Here is a 19,141-nt window from a genome sequence, read left to right as displayed (position 1 = left end):
TTAAATCTGCGAGACGCCGATTGACGCGCCGCCATCGACATACAGGGTCTGCCCGGTGATAAATCCTGCCTCTGCGGACAGCAGGAACTGAATCGTCGCGGCGATTTCGTCCGGTTGCCCGAAGCGTTTCATCGGTACGCTGCTCAGGTAACGCTGTTCACCTTCACTGCCCGGTGCGTTGCTGGCGCGAAACAGTTCAGTTTCAGTGGGACCAGGCGCGACTGCGTTCACCGTGATGCCCGTGGTAGCCAGCTCCAGCGCCCAGCTACGGGTAAAACTCACCAGCGCGGCTTTAGCCGCCGCATAAGCGGTGCGTTGCGGCACACCTAACACCGTCAGACTGGCGATATTCACCACCCGGCCCCAGCCGCGCGACTGCATTCCGGGTAACGCTGCCTGCGTGGCCAACAGGGCAGGCTGCAAATTGACTTTCAGCACCTCATCAAGCGCATCAAGGGTGACATCCGCCAGCAGCTGCGGGCGCACCAGGCCAACGTTATTGATGATGCCATCGATGGCAAATCGTGCCGTCAGGTCGTGCAGCGCCGCGTTGAAACCCTGGCTATCGCCCAGATCCAGGGCGACAAAATGGCCGGGAAACCCCTGCGGCGGCGCGTTGCGCGCGATACCGATAACCTGATGTCCGCTGGCCGCCAGACGCTGCGCCAGCGCCAGGCCAATCCCTTTACTGGCACCGGTGATCAGAAACGTTCTTTGCTGATGCATATTGTTCTCCGTGAGACAAAATACCCCCCAGTCGCACCTTTATCGTCGGCGCGGCTGGGTTAATCAAGGCGAGTTATGACGCGGAGGCCGCCTGCAATGCCACGTCGGCGGCGCTGATCCCTTCCAGCGCCAGGCCGTAACCGGCGCCTTCATCCACGATGCGACGCAGTTTTTGCGTCAGCGCGATACGCGTATAGCGGCTGGTCAGCGGCGGCAGCGCCGCCAGTGATTCGGCCAGTTCATGCGCGCGGGTCAGCAGCTGCCCGGCGGGCAGGATCTCATTAATCACGCCCCATTCTTTGGCGGTGGCGGCATCCAGTTCCTGGCGGGTGAGCAGGAAGTAGCGGGCGCGAATGCTGCCGATCACCTCCGGCCACAGCAGGTTGACGCCATCGCCGGGGACGATCCCGAATTCGAAATGCGGTTTGTCCTGAAACACCGTGTCCGGTGTCGCCAGCACCATATCCGCCAGCAGCACATATTCGGAATGGAGGCGTACCGGGCCATTTAACGCCGCGATCACCGGAACCTCAATATCCAGCAGATTCATCAGCACTTTCTTCCCTTCGCGATAAATCTTGTCGTAGCCGCGTGGAGTAAAGAAATCAAAGCCTTCCGGGCTGATGCTCTCCATAAAGGCTTCACCGGCGCCGGTCAGAATCACCACGCGGTTATCCGGGTCCGACCCTATCTGGTGGAACAGCTCGACAAACTCTTCATGGGTGTGACCATTAAACAGCAGCGTACCGCCGTCGGTGTGAAACATCACTTCCAGCACGCCGCTGGCGGAACGGGTCAGACGGGCGTTGTTAAAGGCGTTACGGTAATTTTCAAAACGAGACATGATCGATTTCCTTTTTCAGTTATCAGGACAAAACAAGGGCATTCAGTTTTTCGGTTGCACGCTGGACGGCAGGGCGGGCAGAGATGGCGTCAAACCAGCGGGTCAGATGTGGCAGACCGTCAAGCGTGACCCCGGCAAATTCGCGCCGCCAGAACCAGCCGTAGTGAGCGATATCGGCGATGCTGTACTCCTCACCGGCGATAAACGGGGTGGCGGCCAGCTGGTTTTCCAGCAGCGCCGTCACGCGGGCGGCTTCGCTGTTAAAACGCTGCTGCGCCAGGGGTTGCGGCTCGCTGGCGAGGCGGTTAAAGAAGCCTGCCTGACCAAATGCCGGGCTGACTGCCGAGGCATGGAAGAACAGCTGTTCAAACACCCTGGCGCGCGCTTCACCCTGCGCAGGCAGCAGGCGGCCGTGTTGTTCTGCCAGCCAGACCAGAATGGCGGCGGATTCGCTCAGCGCCATTCCGCCGCGGCTATCCACCAGTACCGGCACCTTAGCGTTGGGGTTCAGCGCCAGGAAATCGGCCTGTTTTTGTTCACCCTGACGCACATTCACCGCGCGCAGCTGCCAGGGTTGCTGCAACTCCTCCAGCATGATGGCGGGCTTGATGCTGTTGGGGGTGGCGAAGGCATAAAGTTGGTACATGTGCTGGCTCCACTGTTTTCATCATTAACGATGCAGTCACTGCATCCCGTTGTTGTTGACGCTAAGTATCTGCTAATGTCGGGTAGTAATGGCAGACAGCAAAAAACCATAATGGCTATTCCGGGGAGGAATACGGTGGATCGACTTCAGGCGATGCAGATGTACGTTCAGGTGGTGGATGCAGGATCGTTTTCTGCGGCGGCGCGCATTATGAATATCGGCCAGCCGGCGGTGTCGAAAATCATCGCCCAGCTGGAAAAGTATCTGGAGGTCCGTCTGCTGCTGCGCACTACCCACGGCCTGACGCCAACCGAAGCCGGGCAACGGTTCTACGAACGGGTGCGCATTACGCTGCAACAGGCGGAAGAGGCAGAGATGGCGGCGCGGGGGGCCGGGAAAGGTTTGACGGGCATATTACGGGTGGCGGCGGCGCCCACCTTTTCGCGTCTGCATGTCATCCCCTATCTGGCGCGTTTTATGGATCAGCATCCGCAGCTGAAGGTGGATATCGTGCTGGACGATCGGCCAATCGACCTGGTGGCGGAAGGGATTGATATCTGCCTGCGTATGGGAACCCTGCATGACTCCGGCGCGGTGGCGCGCAAGCTGGCGACCTCGCGCCGCTCGGTGCTGGCGACGCCGGAGTATCTGGCGCGTTATGGTCATCCGCAGCAACCGGACGATCTCAGCCAGCATCAGGCGCTGGTTTTCAGTCAGTTGAATAACCCGTGGCGCTTCACCCGCGCGGGGGAAGAGGTGACGGTGGCGGTGGATGGCCGTCTGCACCTTAGCGCCGCCGAAGGTATCCGCGCTGCGCTGCTGGCGCATATGGGCATTACCATCGCCTCGGACTGGATGTTTTCGCAGGAGATCGCCAGCGGGGCGGTGGTGCGCCTGCTCGACGACTGGAAACTGCCCGATATTGATCTCTGGGCGGTGTTCCCCGGTGGACGCATGGCAACCGCCAAAGCGCGCCAGTTCGCCAGCTTTGTCGAATCCTGTTTTACGGCCTAGCGGACGTTACTTTTGCACCACCATTTCACGCGCATCGCTTTGCTCAAGCCAGTCGCGGCTGATGACGCGCAGCATCTCCACAAAGGTGTGAGCGGCGGTGGAAAGTCGGCCGATATTCGGGCACAGGATGCCAATATCGGTAACGGGCAGCACTTCCTTCAACGCCAGGGGGCGGAGGGTCTCTCCGTAGCCCGGAAACCGCAGTCGCGCCGATGACCACATGCTCACCATCTCGGCCTCCTCCATCATGCGCGCCATCACCCACGGCGATGAACAGTGGATCACCCGCTCCGGCAGCGGCAGGTTATAGCGGCGGAAAACCTGCGCCAGAATCGACCGATCGCCCGGCTCGTCCCAGTCCAGCCAGGTATAGGAGAGCAGCTTACGCAGCGAGGTGGTATGCGTAATGGGATGCTGTATCCCGGCGATAATGGTATTGCTGAGGGAATAAAGCATTTCGTAGTACATCGGTGCGATGCGCATCCCGTCCGTGGCGGAAATCACTGCCAGATCAATGCGATTGTTCTCCAGCGCTTCGTACAGATTATGCGGACGACCATCCATGGCGATCAGTTTGACGCCGGGAAAACGCTGCTGATAGTGAAGCAGCGTGGTGGTAAACGGCCCGTAAGAGGCGGCTGAGGTGAATCCGACGCGCAGCTGGCTCATCGCTTTGCCGAGCAGATTGTCGATCTCCTCCCGCGCCTGGACGAGCGAGCGGTCAATATCCCTGGCATGGCGCAGCAAAACCTGACCATATTCATTCAGCACCACCCCGCGTGAAGAACGCTCCAGAATCGGCATCCCAATTTCTGCCTCCATCTCCTGGATGGTTTTACTGATGGCGGGCTGGGTCAGATGTAAGGTGCGGGCCGCTTTGCCGATGCTGCCCTGCGCAGCCACTTCCAGTAACACATCGAGCTGATTCAGTTTGATTTTCATTTTTTACTCAGCATTTGCTCACGATGATGGTGCAGCAAATGCACCGTTATTAGCCAGTTCAGATAACTCAAGGCATAACTTTTCCTCATGATTGAAATGTAATTTATTTATGACAATAGTGCATCTCCCCTCGTTTCTGGACAGTCACTGGAAGGAGTTGCGTATGAATAAACAAAAATGTGCCCCTGCTGAAGTGGAGCTGGCCGTTTCGCTTCCCTTACACCACGTTGAGGCAAGCCAGCGCCGCACGCGGGCAACATCGCTGTTTGCCGTGACGCTGGGTAACGGCCTCGAAATTTATGACTTTGCCGTTTACAGTTTTTTCTCCGTGATCATCGGCCATCTTTTTTTCCCCACCGACAGCAACTCCGCCTCGTTGCTGCTGGCGGTGGCCACCTTTGGCGTGGGTTTTTTCATGCGTCCGCTCGGCAGTTTGCTGCTTGGCCAGTACGCGGATAAACGCGGGCGCAAAGCCGCGCTGACCCTGATTATGGGGCTGATGGCGCTGGGGGTCGCGCTGGTGGCGTTTGCGCCAACCTATGCCCAGGCGGGAATGTGGGCGCCGCTGATGCTGGTGCTGGGGCGTCTGTTGCAGGGTTTCTCGGCCGGAGGGGAAGTGGGTGCCGCCACCAGCTGGCTGATGGAGGCCGGTGGGGCATCACAACGTGGCGCGCGGGTCAGCTGGCAGATGGCGAGTCAGGGCGGAGCGGCGCTGCTGGGGGCGGCAATGGGAGCGTTACTGAGCCATAGCCTTAGCCATGACGCCCTCTATAGCTGGGGCTGGCGCGTTCCCTTTATTCTTGGCCTGGCGATTATGCCGGTGGGCATGTATATCCGCCGCCACCTGGATGAAACCCATAATCCCGGCGCCGGGCAGGCGATGGAAAACCCCGCTGGCCGCTTATGGCGTGCGCATCGCCGTAAAATGCTGCTCGGCATTTTGCTGGTGATGAAAAGCACCACCACTTTTTACATCATCGTTTATTACATGCCCGCCTATATGGTGCATACCCTGCGGATGCCAGAGGCTACCTCTTACTGGATCAGCCTGACGGCGGCGGTCTTAACCCTGACGGTGCCGTTCTTCGCAGGCAAACTGGCGGATCGACTGCCACGTCGCAAACCGCTGATGCTGGTCAGCGCCAGCGCTTCGCTGCTGTTGATATGGCCGATCTTTGCCACGCTGCACAATGGCGCGCCCTTTGCTCTCACCCTGGCGTTAATTGTTATCGACCAGATACTGGCGAATATCAGCGCCGTGGCTTTCTTCCTGCTGATTCTGGAAGCCTTTCCGCGCCCGGTGCGCGCGTCGGGCATGGCGCAGATCTACGCGATTGGCGTCACCTTGTTCGGCGGCTTCGCCCAGTTCAACGTCACCTGGCTGTTAAATGTTACCGGCAACGCCATGGCGCCGGCGTGGTATCTGCTGCTCAGCGCGGTGGTATCGCTGGCGGCGCTGATCGCCTGGCGCGAAGAACCCGTTTTATCCGATGAATGAAACCTGAGGTCAAACCATGTTGATTAAAGAAATTCTCGACTACGAAGAAGAAATGATCGCCATCCGCCGCGATTTCCATCAGCACCCTGAGCTGGGTTTTGAGGAACACCGCACCAGCGCGCGTATTGCCGAATTACTCACCGCCTGGGGCTATGACGTCCATCGCGGGCTGGCTGGCACCGGTGTGGTTGGCCGCTTAACCGCAGGCAACGGCAGCAAACGGCTGGGGTTGCGCGCCGATATGGATGCGCTGCCGATTCACGAGCAGACCGATGTACCCTGGCGCAGCCAGACGGCGGGGGTAATGCATGCCTGCGGCCATGATGGTCACTGCGCGATGTTGCTCTCTGCGGCGCGTTATCTGGCGGAAAAACGGCCCTTCAGCGGCACCTTGCAGGTGATTTTTCAACCTTCTGAAGAGTCGTACGGCGGTGCGCGTCGCATGATGGATGACGGCCTGTTCCGTCTCTTTCCCTGCGATGCGGTGTTCGGCTTACACAACTTTCCGCTGTTGCCGGCAGGCCAGTTTTTCACCCGTCCTGGCCCGCTGATGGCCTCATCCGACAGTATGACCGTCACGCTGCACGGCAAGGGCGGACATGGATCGACGCCGGAAAACACCCTCGACCCCACCGTCGCCGGTGCCGCGATTGTAATGGCGTTGCAGACCATTGTGTCGCGCAATGTTGATCCCCAGGAGGCAGCGGTGGTGACCGTCGGCAGTTTCCAAAGCGGCAACACCCATAACGTCATCCCGGATAGCGCCGTGCTGAAACTGAATATACGTACCTTTAGCGGCGCGGTGCGCGAGAAAATCAAAGCGCAGATCGCCAGTCTGGTCGAGGCACAGGCGGCCAGTTTTGGTTTGACGGCCAGCCTGCAACCCGATTTTGGTTATCCGGTGACCATCAATCACGAGGCAGAAACGGCGTTTGCCACCCAGGTGGCGCGGGATACCTTCGGCAGCGCACGGGTGGCCGATTACGCGCAGGTCAAACCGCTGATGGGCAGCGAGGACTTCGCCTTTATGCTGGAAGAGGTGCCGGGGAACTACATCTGGCTCGGCACCAGTAGCGGTGAGAACGATTATGCGGTGCATCATCCGCTGTATCAGTTTAATGATGCCTGCCTCTCGACGGGCGCAACCTACTGGGCGCGTTTAACCGAAGCATTTCTAAGATAAGGGAAATTTTCGCCCTGTGCGGTCAATAAATGACCGCGAGCTTACCGGGGCGCGCAGGCTGCGGCCCGGAGAATGTTATCCACAGGGTTTTGGGGCGGATATGCACCCGGAATGTGGACAACAGGATGCAGATGCCCGGTTCAGCGCCGGGCATAAAACAGCGCATCCTTATTTCGGGGCTTTATCCTCTTTGCCCGCCACCGAATAGGTCACCTGTTGATTACGTGTCTTCATAAATTCATCCAGTGATACCCCGCGCATCGCGGCATAGATATCCAGATTGGACGCGCCGATCACCGCACCCATTTTCTCCAGCAGGAAAAAGCTGGCGCCATATTGGATCAGGCTGCGCCAGTCGCGCCGACGGATCATATCGCTCTCCTGCGGGCTGAGCTGGGCTTCGTCAAACAGGGCTTCAGGATCGTGACGGAAACGCTCGCGCGGGCCGGGCTGAATCAGCTGATGCAGAAAACGGTTCAGACGCAGGCTGTCCAGGCTGCGTTGCTGGGTGAAGGGGTAGCAGCCCGGCAGCTTTTCAATCCCTGCCAGTTCACGCGCGATTTTCTCGCGATGCTGCTGGCGGCTATCCACCGGCGTTTCACCGGCCTGATTTTCCAGCACCAGGGTCGCAATGCCGGTCATGGAGGGCAGGTAGTAGCCCTGATGTTTTTTCACCACATTGGCGGAGAGCGCGCCGCGCATCACCAGCCACATAATCTCTTCCGCGCCTTCCACCCCGCTCAGTTCCGCATATTGAGCAATGGTCAGCTCGGTAAGGCGTTCGGGATCGTCAACCAGCAGATCCATAAACTGCTTATCCCACTCAACATTGTTAAAGCCACAACGTTCGCCGTGTACCTGATGCGACAGGCCGCCGGTCGCCACGATGGCGACATTAATGTCTTCCGGGTAGCTCTCAATCGCGCGGCGCAACGCCTGGCCGAGTTTATAACAGCGGCGGGCGGACGGAATCGGGAACTGCAACACGCCAACCTGCAACGGAATGATTTTTGTCGGCCAGCCGTCTTTAAACGGCAGCAGGGCCGAGAGCGGGGAGAACAGGCCATGATCGAGCGGCTTATCCATAAAGAACGACATATCAAATTCGTCGCTCATCAGGCTGGTGCCAATATGACGCGACAGCGCGGCATCCCCTTTTACTGGCGGCAAATCACGCGGACCGCCACCCTCATCGGCCACGCGATATTCGTTATCAATGCCCAGCGAGAATGCCGAGTAGTGATCAAAGAAAAACGAGGTGACGTGATCGTTAAAGATATAGACCAGCGCATCAGGTTTCTTCTCTTCCAGCCACTGCTGCATCGGTGCGAAGCTGGCAAAAATCGGCTCCCAGGCACCTTCATGCTGTTTATCGTGGTCTACGGCAAAACCTATTGTAGGGGTATGAGAAACGGCCAGGCCGCCAATGATGTTCGCCATCAGATATCTCCACTTATCGGTTATTTAACGTTTGCGACAGCGCCGGGATGTCGCCCAGCCCGGCGCCTTTTATTTTCATGGTCAGAGGAATGGTGCGATGCAAAACGATGCTCAGCGCCGCCAGTAACGCGGGCAGGGCAAGGATATAGAAAATGGCGGATTGTGCCGGGAACGCACCAATCAGCAGCCCGCCTACCGACGAGCTGAGAATCGCGCCGGTGCGGCCAATGCCGTGCATCCAGCTTACGCCGGTCGCGCGGATTTCCGTGGGATAGTAGGCCGGTGAGTAAACCTGCAATCCGTTTTGCGCCCCGTTGATACACATGCCTGTGACAAAAATGAACGCGCCCAACGCTACGCCGCTAAAGCCAAAGATGCCCTGAGCGACCAGACACAGGCAGCCCAGCAGGTAGACCACGCCAATCACATATTTGGCGTGCATTTTGTCCATCAGCGCGCCGACGATAATGCCGCCCACCGGTCCGCCGAGCTGGAACAATCCGGCGAGAATGGCCGCCTGCTCCAGTGAGAGTCCACCGGAACGCATAATGGTGGGCAGCCAGCCGTTGAGCAGATAAATCACGAACAGCCCCATAAAGTAGGTCAGCCACAGGATGACGGTGCCGCGTGCGAAGCCGTTGCGGAACAGCTGCGAAATGGTGCTGTGGCGATTGACGCGCGGGGAGTGCAGCACAAAGGCGTTGTCGCCGCTAAAGGTTCCCCCCATACGATTGAGCAGCGCGGCGATCCGATCGCGCGGCACCTTACGCACCAGCAGATTAAGCACCGACTCCGGCAGCAGCCAGACAAACAACGGCAGCATCAGTAAAGGTACGGCTCCGCCAAAAATCAGCACCGCCTGCCAGGTGTAATGACTCAGCAACCCGGCGGCGATAAATCCACCCAGCCCCGAGCCGATATTAAAGCCGCTGAACATCAGGGTAATCATCACTCCTTTACGCCGCTCCGGCATATATTCCGACAATAGCGTGACGCAGTTGGGCATGACCGCACCCAGACCCAGCCCGGTGATAAAGCGCAGCAGCGCCATTTGCAGCGGCGTAGCGGCGAATGCACAGACCACGCTAAAGGCCGAGAACACCAGAAACGACAGCAGAATAATACGTTTGCGGCCGAAGCGGTCAGAAAGGGGACCGGCAATCAACGCGCCGATAGCGACGCCAAACATTGCCGCACCGAGGATCGGCCCCATGGTGGCGCGGGAGATGCCCCAGTGTTCAATCAGCGCCGGGGCGATAAAACCCATCGCCGCGGCATCATAACCGTCAAACATGATGATGATCAGGCAGAGTAATAAAACACGCCACTGAAAGGGCGAAATGGGCCGGGCGTCGATCCATGCTTTTACATCGACCAGGTTGTTTGTGCTCATGGGTACACTCTCTGTTATGCCGCTCGGGGCCGCTATTGTCATGATGAGAGAAATTTAACAATCCAATCACACCTTAAGCATGGTGATGGGCAGTGTCTGTCAAAAAAGGCTTTTAAGGGTATGAGTTAGATTTATATTGTGAGCTGCCTGACAAACCCGGAGAGGGATAAAGCGGCGCTCAGGTGGCGCTGGCTGCTGAGAAAGTAAAGGTGGTGTATGAATTTCGTTTACGAGGCTGGAAGGGAAGACGCCCGCTGTCCGCAATGTCATGCCAAACCACCGGGATATTCAGGCAAATAAACAGGCGGCCGCGTTGCCGCGTAATAGCATGCCAGACATTAGCGTTATTAACGGGTTTGCTAAAGTTTTCTCCGCACTGACCGTTTACTATACCGCGTGATTTTATTTGACGGTGCGCCTGCATCAGGTTCCAGGGACAAATGGGGGGAACCCGCAGGCGTTTTCTGTAAGCAAAAAAGTGAAAGGAAAAAAAGTGAAACTTAAGCAATTAACCCTCGGCGCTTTATCGGTGGCGTTACTGGCCGGATGCGCAGGGAATAAACAAGATCGTAAGGTTACCGCCGCCAATGGCAGCACCCTGAGTGTCGGCACCATTTTTGCGCCGCCGGATATGAACGGCAATCGCTATGCCGATACGCATCTGCGCGTCGTTGGCCCGGCAACCACGGGGGTGGTGGCCGGTCTCACCGCCTTAGGCGCTGTGCTGGGGGGTGGCATTAGCCTGGGTTCGGGCACATTCGATAAGAGTGGCTATAAAGGCAGTAGCGTTGATTCCCTGCCGGAGCCGACCGCCAGCTATTTTACGCCGCAGGCTGAAGCGAAAATTCGCCAATGGCTCGATAAACAAAGCGGCAGCACTGGCTATAAAGAAACGCTGTATATTGCTGCCTCCACATGGTCGCTGGTCTATACCGACCTCTCCGCCAGCAATAGTAATTACGATTTAAACTATCGCGTGATTTTCTATAAACGCCCGGAAGGGGGCAACATGTTCAGCGCCTTTGTGACGGCGGAATGTTCCCCGGCGGTGAAAACCGCGCCGCTGAGCGAGTGGCAAGCCAACAACTACCAGAAAGTCACCCAGGAAACCCAGAAAATGATGGACTCCTGCCTGCCGGTGCTGGAGAGCCAGCTGCCGCATCTGCTGAAAAAATAACGCCAGCCAACCCGGACGCTAGCCAGCGGCCGGGTTCGCCTCCCGTGCCGCAACCCCGGCAATACAACGGATTAACGCTTCGGCGGCGGGGGCATGGAGTGCGCCCTGACGCAGCGTTAAACCAATCTCCCTGCGCGTGTTGGGTAAGTCGAACTGCAAAGGTTGCAGGATGCCGGCGCGCAGTTCGTACTCCAGCTGATGTGACGAGACGACGGCGACCATATCGGAATGCAGCAGCAGGCCACGGACAATCGCCAGATCGCCACTCTCCACCACCGGGGTTGGCGCGGCCATTCCCAGCGCCTGAAAGGCCGCATCCAGCAGATGGCGCGCCGGAGAGTTATCACGCGGTAATACCCACTGCGTAGCGGCTAAATCTGTCGCTGTGATGTGGCGTCCCGCCAGCGGATGCTGAGGCCGCACCAGCAACACCAGCGATTCGGCAAACAGCACCTGATTGTGGATATCCAGCACGCTCTCATCCTGACGCAACGCGCCGAGGATGAAATCAATATCGCCCGCACGTAACTCGGTGATTAACGCATCAAAGGCGCTCTCGTTGGTGACGACTTTAATGCCGGGATGCGCCGCCACCAGTTCGGTGATCGCCAGCGGCAATAGCGTACTGCGGCACAGCGGTAACGCGCCGACATGCACCGTGCCATGAAATATCCCTTTTGCCGCCGCCAGATCTTCCGGGATATGACGGATTTCATTTAATGCGCGGCTGATAAACGGCGCCATTTCCCGCGCGGCGCCGCCGGGCATCATCCCCTTTGGCGTGCGCTGAAACAACGCCAGCCCGGCCCCTTTCTCCAGCACCTTGAGCGCGGCACTCACCGCAGGCTGGCTGATGCCGAGCGAGTTCGCCACGCTTTGCGTATGGTGCAGGCGATACAGCCGCAGAAACACCTGCAAGCGGCGCACGTTAAACAGCCAGATCGGTTCGGCATCGTCGCGGTGGTGATCGCGCTGTTTTAATCGACCCAGCGCGCCCGGTATCTGCTGCAACTCATTAATGGCGCGTTGCGCGCGCGGCAGCACGCATTTTCCCATCTCCGTCAGCAACATGCCGCTGGCATGACGTTCAAACAGCGGCGTAGCTAAAGTGTGCTCAAGATCACGAATGGATCGGGTGATCGCTGACTGAGTGCGAAATAATTTCTCCGCAGCTTCAGAAACCGTGCCGCGCTCCGCAATCATGCAAAATGCACGCAATTGCATGATTTTAATCTGGTTATCATCGGATTTCATTTTTGATGCGACAAAGCCTCAGCTGGCGATCGGAATCACAACATAAATAAAAATCATAGCTGGCGCAATGAAAGGCATTATTCGCCCGCGCAGCTGCATGGCAGGATGAAAAAAACAGCAACAGCAGGAAAGAGAGATGGAAAACACCGCAAAAAAAAGTGCCCTGGTTGTAAGCGCCCATTCCGCTGATTTCGTGTGGCGTGCAGGCGGCGCTATCGCCTTACACGCTGCCCGAGGCTATGACGTGCATGTGGTTTGCCTGTCGTTCGGTGAACGAGGTGAGTCCGCCAAACTGTGGCGTAAAGGGAATATGACCGAAGCGATCGTCAAAAGCACGCGTCGTGCCGAAGCCCAGGCCGCCGCGGAGATCCTCGGTGCCTCGATTGAGTTCTTTGATCTCGGCGATTATCCGTTACGCGCCGATACCGAGACGCTATTCCGTCTGGCCGACGTGTTCCGCAAGGTACAGCCGCACTTCGTGCTGACCCACTCTGTTGCTGATCCCTACAACTATGATCATCCGCTGGCGGCGAATCTGACGCAGGAAGCGCGCATCATTGCTCAGGCGGAAGGCTACCGTCCTGGCGAACCGATTATCGGCGCGCCGCCGGTTTACTGTTTTGAACCGCATCAGCCTGAGCAGTGCAACTGGAAGCCGGATGTGCTGCTGGATATCACGGCGGTGTGGGAGAAGAAATACGCGGCGATCCAGTGCATGGCCGGTCAGGAACATCTGTGGGAGTACTACACCCGCGTGGCGTTGCAGCGTGGCGTGCAGGCGAAACGCAATGTGGGCATCGCCTCCTCACGGGTGATCAGCCACGGCGAAGGTTATCAAAGCCTGTTCCCGCGCGTGACGGAGGATTTGTCATGAGCCTTGTGAACCAGAGAGGCGTAGTGGTACGGCATATCGAACGGGCTGAACCGGGGCTGGTGACGCAGTTTGCCGCCTTTGGGGTGGCAACGGTGCACGAAGCGCAGCAGCGTCAGGGCTTGCTGGATGTGCGCATCCGTCCGGTGCAGCAGGGCACGGCGATTGCCGGTAGCGCGGTCACGGTGCTGGTGACGCCTGGCGATAACTGGATGTTCCATGTGGCGGTTGAACAATGTCAGCCCGGCGACGTGTTGCTGGTGGCGCCCAGCTCGGATTGTCACGATGGTTTCTTTGGCGACCTGCTGGCGACATCGTTGCAGGCGCGCGGCGTGGTGGCGCTGGTGGGCGATATCGGTATTCGCGATAGTCAGACGCTGCGCGATATGCATTTCCCGGTCTGGTCGCGGGCGGTGTACGCCCAGGGTACGGTCAAGGAGACGTTAGGTTCGGTGAACGTGCCAGTGATGTGCGCCGGTCAGTTAGTCAATCCGGGGGATATCGTGGTGGCCGATGATGACGGCGTGGTGATCGTGCCACGTACTGAAGCCAGAACGGTGGCACAGGCGGCGCAGCAACGGGTCGAACTGGAAGAGAGCAAACGTCAGCGCCTGGCCGCCGGTGAACTGGGTCTGGATATTTACCAGATGCGACAAAAGCTGGCCGAAAAAGGGCTGCGCTACGTCGATTCTCTGGCAGAACTGAAGAAGTCCTGATCATGAAACAGACGCTGATACCCTGTGTACTGATGCGCGGCGGCACCTCCAAAGCCGCCTGCTTCCTTGCGAAAGATCTGCCCGCTGATGCCGGGTTACGCGATCGCGTGCTGCTGGCGGTGATGGGATCGCCCGATGCGCGTCAGATTGACGGTATTGGCGGCGCCGATCCGCTGACCAGCAAGGTGGCGATTATTTCCCCTTCGACCCGCGCCGACGCGGATGTCGATTATCTGTTTGCCCAGGTGAATGTGGATAAAGCCGTGGTCGATTACGGCCAGAACTGCGGCAATATCCTCGCCGCAGTCGCGCCATTCGCCATCGAAAAAGGGCTGGTGGCTCCCCAGGGTGGCATGACGCGGGTGCGCATTTTTATGGTGAACACCGGGCAAATCGCGGAGGCGCAGCTGCCAACGCCGGACGGCGCGGTGGAGTATGAAGGCGATGTCCGCATTGACGGTGTGCCGGGATTTGGCGCACAGCAGGTGCTGAGTTTTGCCGATATCGCTGGCTCCACCTGCGGGTCGTTGCTGCCTACCGGGCAGGCGCAGGATGTGTTTGCGGGTGTGGCGGTGACCTGTATCGACAATGGGATGCCGGTCGTGCTGCTGCGCGCGGCCGATCTCGGACGCACCGGGCAGGAGAGCCGTGAACAGCTCGATAATGATGATGAGCTGAAGGCGCGGCTGGAAGCGATTCGTTTGCAGGCCGGGCCGCGGATGAATCTCGGTGATGTGACCACGCGTACCGTGCCCAAAATGACCCTGATTGCCGCACCTGTAGAAGGTGGCACCCTCTCCACCCGGACCTTTATTCCCCATCGCTGCCACGCGTCGATTGGCGTACTTGGCGCGGTCAGCGTGGCGACCGCCTGCCTGATCCCTGGCTCGGTGACGGAAGGGATCGCTCAGCTACAACCGGGCGCGGAACAACGACTGGTGGTGGAGCATCCCAGCGGCGAATTTAGCGTGCTGCTGCAACGTGATGCGGCGGGGAACGTTACGCAAAGCGGATTAATCCGCACCGCGCGGCTGCTGTTTATCGGTGCGGTCGCCGTACCGGGTTCGCTGTGGCAGGGAGGATCGAATGACTAATATCGCCATTATTGGCTTCGGTGAAGCCGGGCGTGTTTACGCCACGGATCTTGCGGCGCAGGGCGCGCGGGTGACGGTGTGGGACAAAAAATTTCTTAGCGCGGATGCGGCGTCGTTGCAGGCGCTGGCGCGCCAGGCCGGTGTGCAACCGGCACCCAGCCTGGATCTGGCGCTGGAAGGCGCCACGCTGGTGCTCTCCCTGGTCACGGCAGGCAATGCGTTAGCGGTGGCGGAGCAGGCGGCAACGTTGTTGCGTGCCGGGCAAACCCTGCTGGATTTCAACTCGGTGGCTCCCGAAACCAAACGCGCGGCGGCCCGAGCCATCGCCCGTGGAGACGGGGATTATCTCGACGTCGCGGTGATGGCCCCGGTGCCGCCGAAACGCCTCGCTACGCCCTTATTACTCGGCGGCGCGCAGGCAAGCGCTATCGCGCAGCAGCTCAGCGCGCTGGGATGCCAGGCGACGGCAGCCAGTACGGAAATTGGCGCGGTGTCGGCGATTAAAATGTGTCGCAGCGTGATGATCAAAGGGCTGGAAGCGTTAACCACCGAATGCCTCGGGGCTGCGCAACGCTATGGCGTGGATGCTGCGGTGCTGGCGTCGCTGCATACCAGCTTCCCTTCGCTCGGCTGGAATGCCGGGCTGCCAGATTATCTGATCAGTCGGGTGGCGGAGCATGGCGTGCGGCGCGCAGAAGAGATGCAGGAAGTGGTGAAAACGTTGCAGGATGTCGGGCTGGCGGGGGAGATGAGCCAGGCCATACGCCACATTCAGGCGGAGTTACCGGCGCAGCTCAGTTCCCATCATCTGCAATATCAGGATCTGCTGCCGTTCAGCTGGCGTGCGGTGCTGGCAAAGCTGGCGTAACGTGGCGACGGGCAGGGGCAGCATCCATGCTGCTCCTGACGGCGTTATCTATTCAGCACATCGGCGCTGCCGCCTTCGCGCAGGAATACCGGAATGGCGCTAAGCGGTGCGGCGACGGTGATGCGCTGACCTCCCTGATAACGCTCGCCGTTGCGGGCAATCCACTGCTCGCCCGCGGGCAACCAGACATCCCGTTCGCGTTGTCCGGCGTGCAGCACCGGCGCCACCAGCAGCTCGCGGCCCAGCAGATACTGATCTTCCACCTGCCAGCTTTCCGGCTGCTGCGGGTAGTGATAAAACAGCGGACGCATCACCGGATCGCCCTGTTCATGGGCCTCACGCATCAGGCCATCGATATAGGGGCGCAACCGCTCGCGTTGCAGCAGGCAGCTTTTCATCAGCGCGAAATTGTCGGCACCGTAGCTCCACACCTCATTGGGTGAGCCGCTATTGCACTGGGCAATGCCGTCGCGGAAGGCCTCGGCTGGCGCAACCTGCGGCTCGCGATAGCCATGCAAACGCATCACCGGACAGAACACCGCCCACTGGAACCAGCGGATCAGCAATTCGTGGAACGCCGGGTCGTGGATGTTGCCGCCCTGGAAGCCACCAATATCGGTGGTCCACCACGGAATGCCCGCCATCGCCATATTCAGCCCGGCGGTGAACTGGTTACGCAGCGCATGGAATGAGGAGTGAACATCCCCCGACCACGCCAGCACGCCGTAGCGCTGACTGCCCGCCCAGGCGCAGCGCACCAGATTGACGATTTCAGTTTCGCCTGCCTGTTGCAGCCCTTCATAAAATCCCCGCGCAAACAGCTGCGGATAGATGTTACCCACTTCCTGCACCGGTCCGAGGTGATAGCGATAGTTATCAAAATCGTAGGCGCGGTACTCCGGCTCGGCTTCATCCAGCCAGAAGGTGCGGATGCCATGGTCATAATAATTACGCTTCACCTCCTGCCAGACAAAATCGCGTGCCGCAGGATGGGTTGCATCGAAGAAAGTGGTATTTCCCATAAAGTCGAGATTCACCGACACGCCGCGTTCGCTGTTGACCAGCAGGCCTTTTGATTTCATCAGACGATAGTTGTCGCTGCGGCTGTCCACGGTCGGCCACACCGACACCATGGTTTCAATCCCCATCGCCTTCAGTTCCTGCACCATCGCACGCGGGTCCGGCCAGTCGCGGGCATCAAAACACCAGGTTCCCTGATTCGGCCAATGGAAAAAGTCGATGACGATTACCGACAGCGGCAGTTGCAGGCGGCGATATTCGCGCGCCACCTCCAGCACTTCCTGCTGGCTGCGGTAGCGCAATTTGCATTGCCAGAAACCGGTGGCGAAGCCGGGCATCATCGGCGCGGTGCCGGTGGCGCGGCCATACTGCCGCACAATCGCCGCTGGCGTATCGCCTGCGGTGATCCAGTAATCCATCTGGTCGGTGACTTCGGCCTGCCAGCGCGTGCCGTTTTTACCGAAGGTCACTTCGCCAATCGCCGGGTTATGCCACAACAGGCCATAACCAAGGTTTGAAACCATAAACGGCACGCTGGCCTGCGAGTTGCGCTGGGCCAGCTCCAGCGTGCAACCCTTCAGATCGAGACAATCCTGCTGGTATTGACCCATGCCATAGATTTTCTCTTTCGCACGCGCTTCAAAGCGGACGCTCAGCTGATATTTGCCCCCCGGAATCGGGCGGAAGCTACGCCCATCCAGCTTCAGGGCGCTGATATATTTGTCCTGGCTTTTTTCGGTCGCGCCAATACCGACGGTGCTGCGCTGTCGCCAGAACTCTTCCAGCAGCAGCTCGCCATGCTGGTTATAAAATGCCAGCTGACCACGGATGTTCAGCGTGGCGGTGATGTTGCCGTTACGCAGGCTGAGAGACTCCTGCTGGTGACGGATCTCAACGTCGCAAGCTGGTGCGGGCAGCAGCGCCCAGTCGCTGTCGATTAACTGTGGCTGGCAGGTGGCGCGCACCCGCAGGCTGTTTGCCCCCCAGGGTTCAATGACCAGGGTCTGGCGGTCAAAGGTCCAGATAATTCGCTGGGATTCGGCGCGTAATTCGCTCATGACAACTCCTGTGGTTGTAAAACGGTGGGACCAGTTGCGCCGGGCTGCGCAGATACTTTGTGGTGATTGATGGTGCGCATAATGGCGTCGTTAAGTTTGTAGCCGCGCATCGCCAGCGCGCTCAGCAGCGCCAGCAGACCGGGAATGACGGAAAACAGCGCAACGATAGCCATCATGGCGGCGGGTTGCTGATGCGCAGCCTGAGCCACGTAACCGCTCAGGCCAAGGGTCCAGCCGACAATGGCTCCGCTGATCGCCATCCCCATTTTCAGCACCGCCAGCAGGGTGGAGAACACGGTGCCATCCATGCGTTTACCCTGGCGGTATTCGCCATAGTCGACCACGTCGGACATCATCACCCACATCAGGGTGGTGGTGACCTGGTAGAAACTGGAGACCACCAACGTCATGCCAACCAGCAGCGCGAGGATGGTGGGGAGAAACACGATGCTGATACTGAGCAGGCCGGTGATCACCGCGCTGAGGGTAAAGACGGTGATTTTGTTCAGACGACGGGTCAGCAGTTTTGCCAGCACGCTGCCGACGCTTTTGCCCAGAATATGCGCGGCCAGCAGCCACATAAACAGGCTGGCGTTGCCGAGAAAGTAGGTGACGTAATACATCATCGCGCCGAGACGTACCACGCCGAAGGAAATGTTGCAGAACACCAGCAGCGCGACCACGCGCCATTGATCGTTACGCAGCAAATCACGCAGGTCGGTGAGGAAATGGCTGTGGCTGGCAGGGGCGTTGACGCGCTCACGGGTATTAAAGAAGCAGATGAAAAACATCAGGGTTGCCAGAGCGGCCATGATCGACATCGCGGCGAAATAGCCTTCCAGTTTGTTGCCACCACCCAGCCAGGTCGCCAGCGGCATCATCAGAAAGGTGGACATCGCCCCGCCCAGCGTGGCAAGAAAAAAGCGCCACGACTGCAACGAAATACGCTGGTTATCATCGGTGGTGATGATCGCCCCCATCGAGCAGTAGGGGATATTGATGGCGGTGTACATCAGCATCATCAGGCTGTAGGTGACGGCGGCGTAAATCATTTTGCCGCTGAGCGACAGGCTTTCCGGCACAGCATAAATCAGCATACAGCTCAGGCCGAAGGGCACCGCCAGCAGCAATAGCCAGGGACGAAATTTACCCCAGCGTGAACGGGTTCGATCCGCAATCCAGCCCATTGCGGGATCGGTCACCGCATCGGCAATGCGCGCCAGCAAAAACAGGGTGCCGACGAATACCGCCGGTAAACCCACCACGTCGGTGTAATAAAAGGTGAGAAAAATAATCACGTTATCGATGGCGATATGGCTGGCCATATCACCGAGGCCGTAACTGATTTTTTCTTTAATCGTTAAGCGTGCTTGCATAAAGATTCCCGCCTGTCGTTG

General features: G+C 58.8%; 17 protein-coding genes. 8 read left to right on the top strand and 9 right to left on the bottom strand.

Annotated elements, in window-relative coordinates:
• The 3 genes from AC6I8V_RS22605 to AC6I8V_RS22595 all read right to left on the bottom strand — a co-directional run bounded on the left by AC6I8V_RS22605 (position 1) and on the right by AC6I8V_RS22595 (position 2,216).
• Positions 1-726, bottom strand: a complete 726-nt coding sequence (locus AC6I8V_RS22605; protein WP_497846051.1) for an SDR family oxidoreductase — start codon at positions 724-726, stop codon at positions 1-3.
• Between the two features lie 73 nt (positions 727-799).
• Positions 800-1,570: an enoyl-CoA hydratase/isomerase family protein gene (locus AC6I8V_RS22600; RefSeq protein WP_497846050.1), complete on the bottom strand. Its 771-nt coding sequence runs from the start codon at positions 1,568-1,570 to the stop codon at positions 800-802.
• Positions 1,571-1,592: 22 nt separating this feature from the next.
• Entirely contained in the window at positions 1,593-2,216 is a 624-nt protein-coding gene (locus AC6I8V_RS22595) for a glutathione S-transferase family protein (protein WP_497846049.1), read from the bottom strand.
• Positions 2,217-2,351: 135 nt separating this feature from the next.
• Here AC6I8V_RS22595 and AC6I8V_RS22590 point away from each other — a divergent pair, with 135 nt between their 5' ends.
• A complete protein-coding gene (locus tag AC6I8V_RS22590) occupies positions 2,352-3,230 on the top strand; it encodes a LysR family transcriptional regulator (RefSeq protein WP_497846048.1) in 879 nt (292 codons plus the stop codon).
• Between the two features lie 6 nt (positions 3,231-3,236).
• Here AC6I8V_RS22590 and AC6I8V_RS22585 read toward each other — a convergent pair whose 3' ends face one another.
• Entirely contained in the window at positions 3,237-4,172 is a 936-nt protein-coding gene (locus tag AC6I8V_RS22585; protein ID WP_497846047.1) for a LysR family transcriptional regulator, read from the bottom strand.
• 163 nt (positions 4,173-4,335) lie between these two features.
• On the opposite strand from AC6I8V_RS22585, the gene AC6I8V_RS22580 reads away from it, so the two are divergent.
• Positions 4,336-5,670, top strand: coding sequence for an MFS transporter (locus AC6I8V_RS22580; RefSeq protein WP_497846046.1), 1,335 nt, complete (start codon positions 4,336-4,338; stop codon positions 5,668-5,670).
• Between the two features lie 16 nt (positions 5,671-5,686).
• A complete protein-coding gene (locus AC6I8V_RS22575) occupies positions 5,687-6,853 on the top strand; it encodes a M20 aminoacylase family protein (protein WP_497846045.1) in 1,167 nt (388 codons plus the stop codon).
• Between the two features lie 168 nt (positions 6,854-7,021).
• Here AC6I8V_RS22575 and AC6I8V_RS22570 read toward each other — a convergent pair whose 3' ends face one another.
• Together AC6I8V_RS22570 and AC6I8V_RS22565 are read right to left on the bottom strand one after the other, a co-directional pair.
• Positions 7,022-8,293 (bottom strand): gallate dioxygenase, encoded by a 1,272-nt coding sequence (locus AC6I8V_RS22570; RefSeq protein WP_497846044.1) that lies wholly within the window; start codon positions 8,291-8,293, stop codon positions 7,022-7,024.
• 13 nt (positions 8,294-8,306) lie between these two features.
• Complete coding sequence (locus AC6I8V_RS22565; protein WP_497846043.1) at positions 8,307-9,686, bottom strand: MFS transporter; 1,380 nt, start codon at positions 9,684-9,686, stop codon at positions 8,307-8,309.
• 493 nt (positions 9,687-10,179) lie between these two features.
• Here AC6I8V_RS22565 and AC6I8V_RS22560 point away from each other — a divergent pair, with 493 nt between their 5' ends.
• Complete coding sequence (locus AC6I8V_RS22560) at positions 10,180-10,863, top strand: hypothetical protein (RefSeq protein ID WP_497846042.1); 684 nt, start codon at positions 10,180-10,182, stop codon at positions 10,861-10,863.
• Positions 10,864-10,881: 18 nt separating this feature from the next.
• Here AC6I8V_RS22560 and AC6I8V_RS22555 read toward each other — a convergent pair whose 3' ends face one another.
• A complete protein-coding gene (locus AC6I8V_RS22555; RefSeq protein WP_497846041.1) occupies positions 10,882-12,117 on the bottom strand; it encodes a LysR family transcriptional regulator in 1,236 nt (411 codons plus the stop codon).
• Between the two features lie 136 nt (positions 12,118-12,253).
• On the opposite strand from AC6I8V_RS22555, the gene galB reads away from it, so the two are divergent.
• From galB to AC6I8V_RS22535, 4 genes are read left to right on the top strand one after another with little or no spacing between them, the layout of a single operon-like run.
• Positions 12,254-12,991: a 4-oxalmesaconate hydratase gene (gene galB / locus AC6I8V_RS22550; RefSeq protein ID WP_497846040.1), complete on the top strand. Its 738-nt coding sequence runs from the start codon at positions 12,254-12,256 to the stop codon at positions 12,989-12,991.
• Positions 12,988-13,704 (top strand): 4-carboxy-4-hydroxy-2-oxoadipate aldolase/oxaloacetate decarboxylase, encoded by a 717-nt coding sequence (locus tag AC6I8V_RS22545; RefSeq protein ID WP_497846039.1) that lies wholly within the window; start codon positions 12,988-12,990, stop codon positions 13,702-13,704. Before galB ends, AC6I8V_RS22545 begins: the two co-directional genes overlap by 4 nt.
• Positions 13,705-13,706: 2 nt before the next feature.
• Positions 13,707-14,798 carry a 4-oxalomesaconate tautomerase gene (locus AC6I8V_RS22540; RefSeq protein WP_497846038.1) on the top strand — a complete coding sequence of 364 codons (1,092 nt, stop codon included), beginning with the start codon at positions 13,707-13,709 and terminating at the stop codon, positions 14,796-14,798.
• Positions 14,791-15,666 (top strand): NAD(P)-dependent oxidoreductase, encoded by an 876-nt coding sequence (locus tag AC6I8V_RS22535; protein WP_497846037.1) that lies wholly within the window; start codon positions 14,791-14,793, stop codon positions 15,664-15,666. The genes AC6I8V_RS22540 and AC6I8V_RS22535 overlap by 8 nt, the downstream gene beginning before the upstream one ends.
• 44 nt (positions 15,667-15,710) lie before the next feature.
• Here AC6I8V_RS22535 and AC6I8V_RS22530 read toward each other — a convergent pair whose 3' ends face one another.
• Together AC6I8V_RS22530 and AC6I8V_RS22525 are read right to left on the bottom strand one after the other, a co-directional pair.
• Positions 15,711-17,744, bottom strand: a complete 2,034-nt coding sequence (locus AC6I8V_RS22530; protein ID WP_497846036.1) for a glycoside hydrolase family 31 protein — start codon at positions 17,742-17,744, stop codon at positions 15,711-15,713.
• Positions 17,741-19,120: a glycoside-pentoside-hexuronide (GPH):cation symporter gene (locus tag AC6I8V_RS22525; protein ID WP_497846035.1), complete on the bottom strand. Its 1,380-nt coding sequence runs from the start codon at positions 19,118-19,120 to the stop codon at positions 17,741-17,743. Before AC6I8V_RS22525 ends, AC6I8V_RS22530 begins: the two co-directional genes overlap by 4 nt.
• Positions 19,121-19,141: the final 21 nt, after the last annotated feature.

Source organism: Pantoea sp. X-Soil-TKNS-1207 (assembly GCF_059730485.1).
The sequence above is the reverse complement of the archived record's forward strand: the minus strand, read 5'-3'. Positions and strand labels throughout refer to the sequence as shown.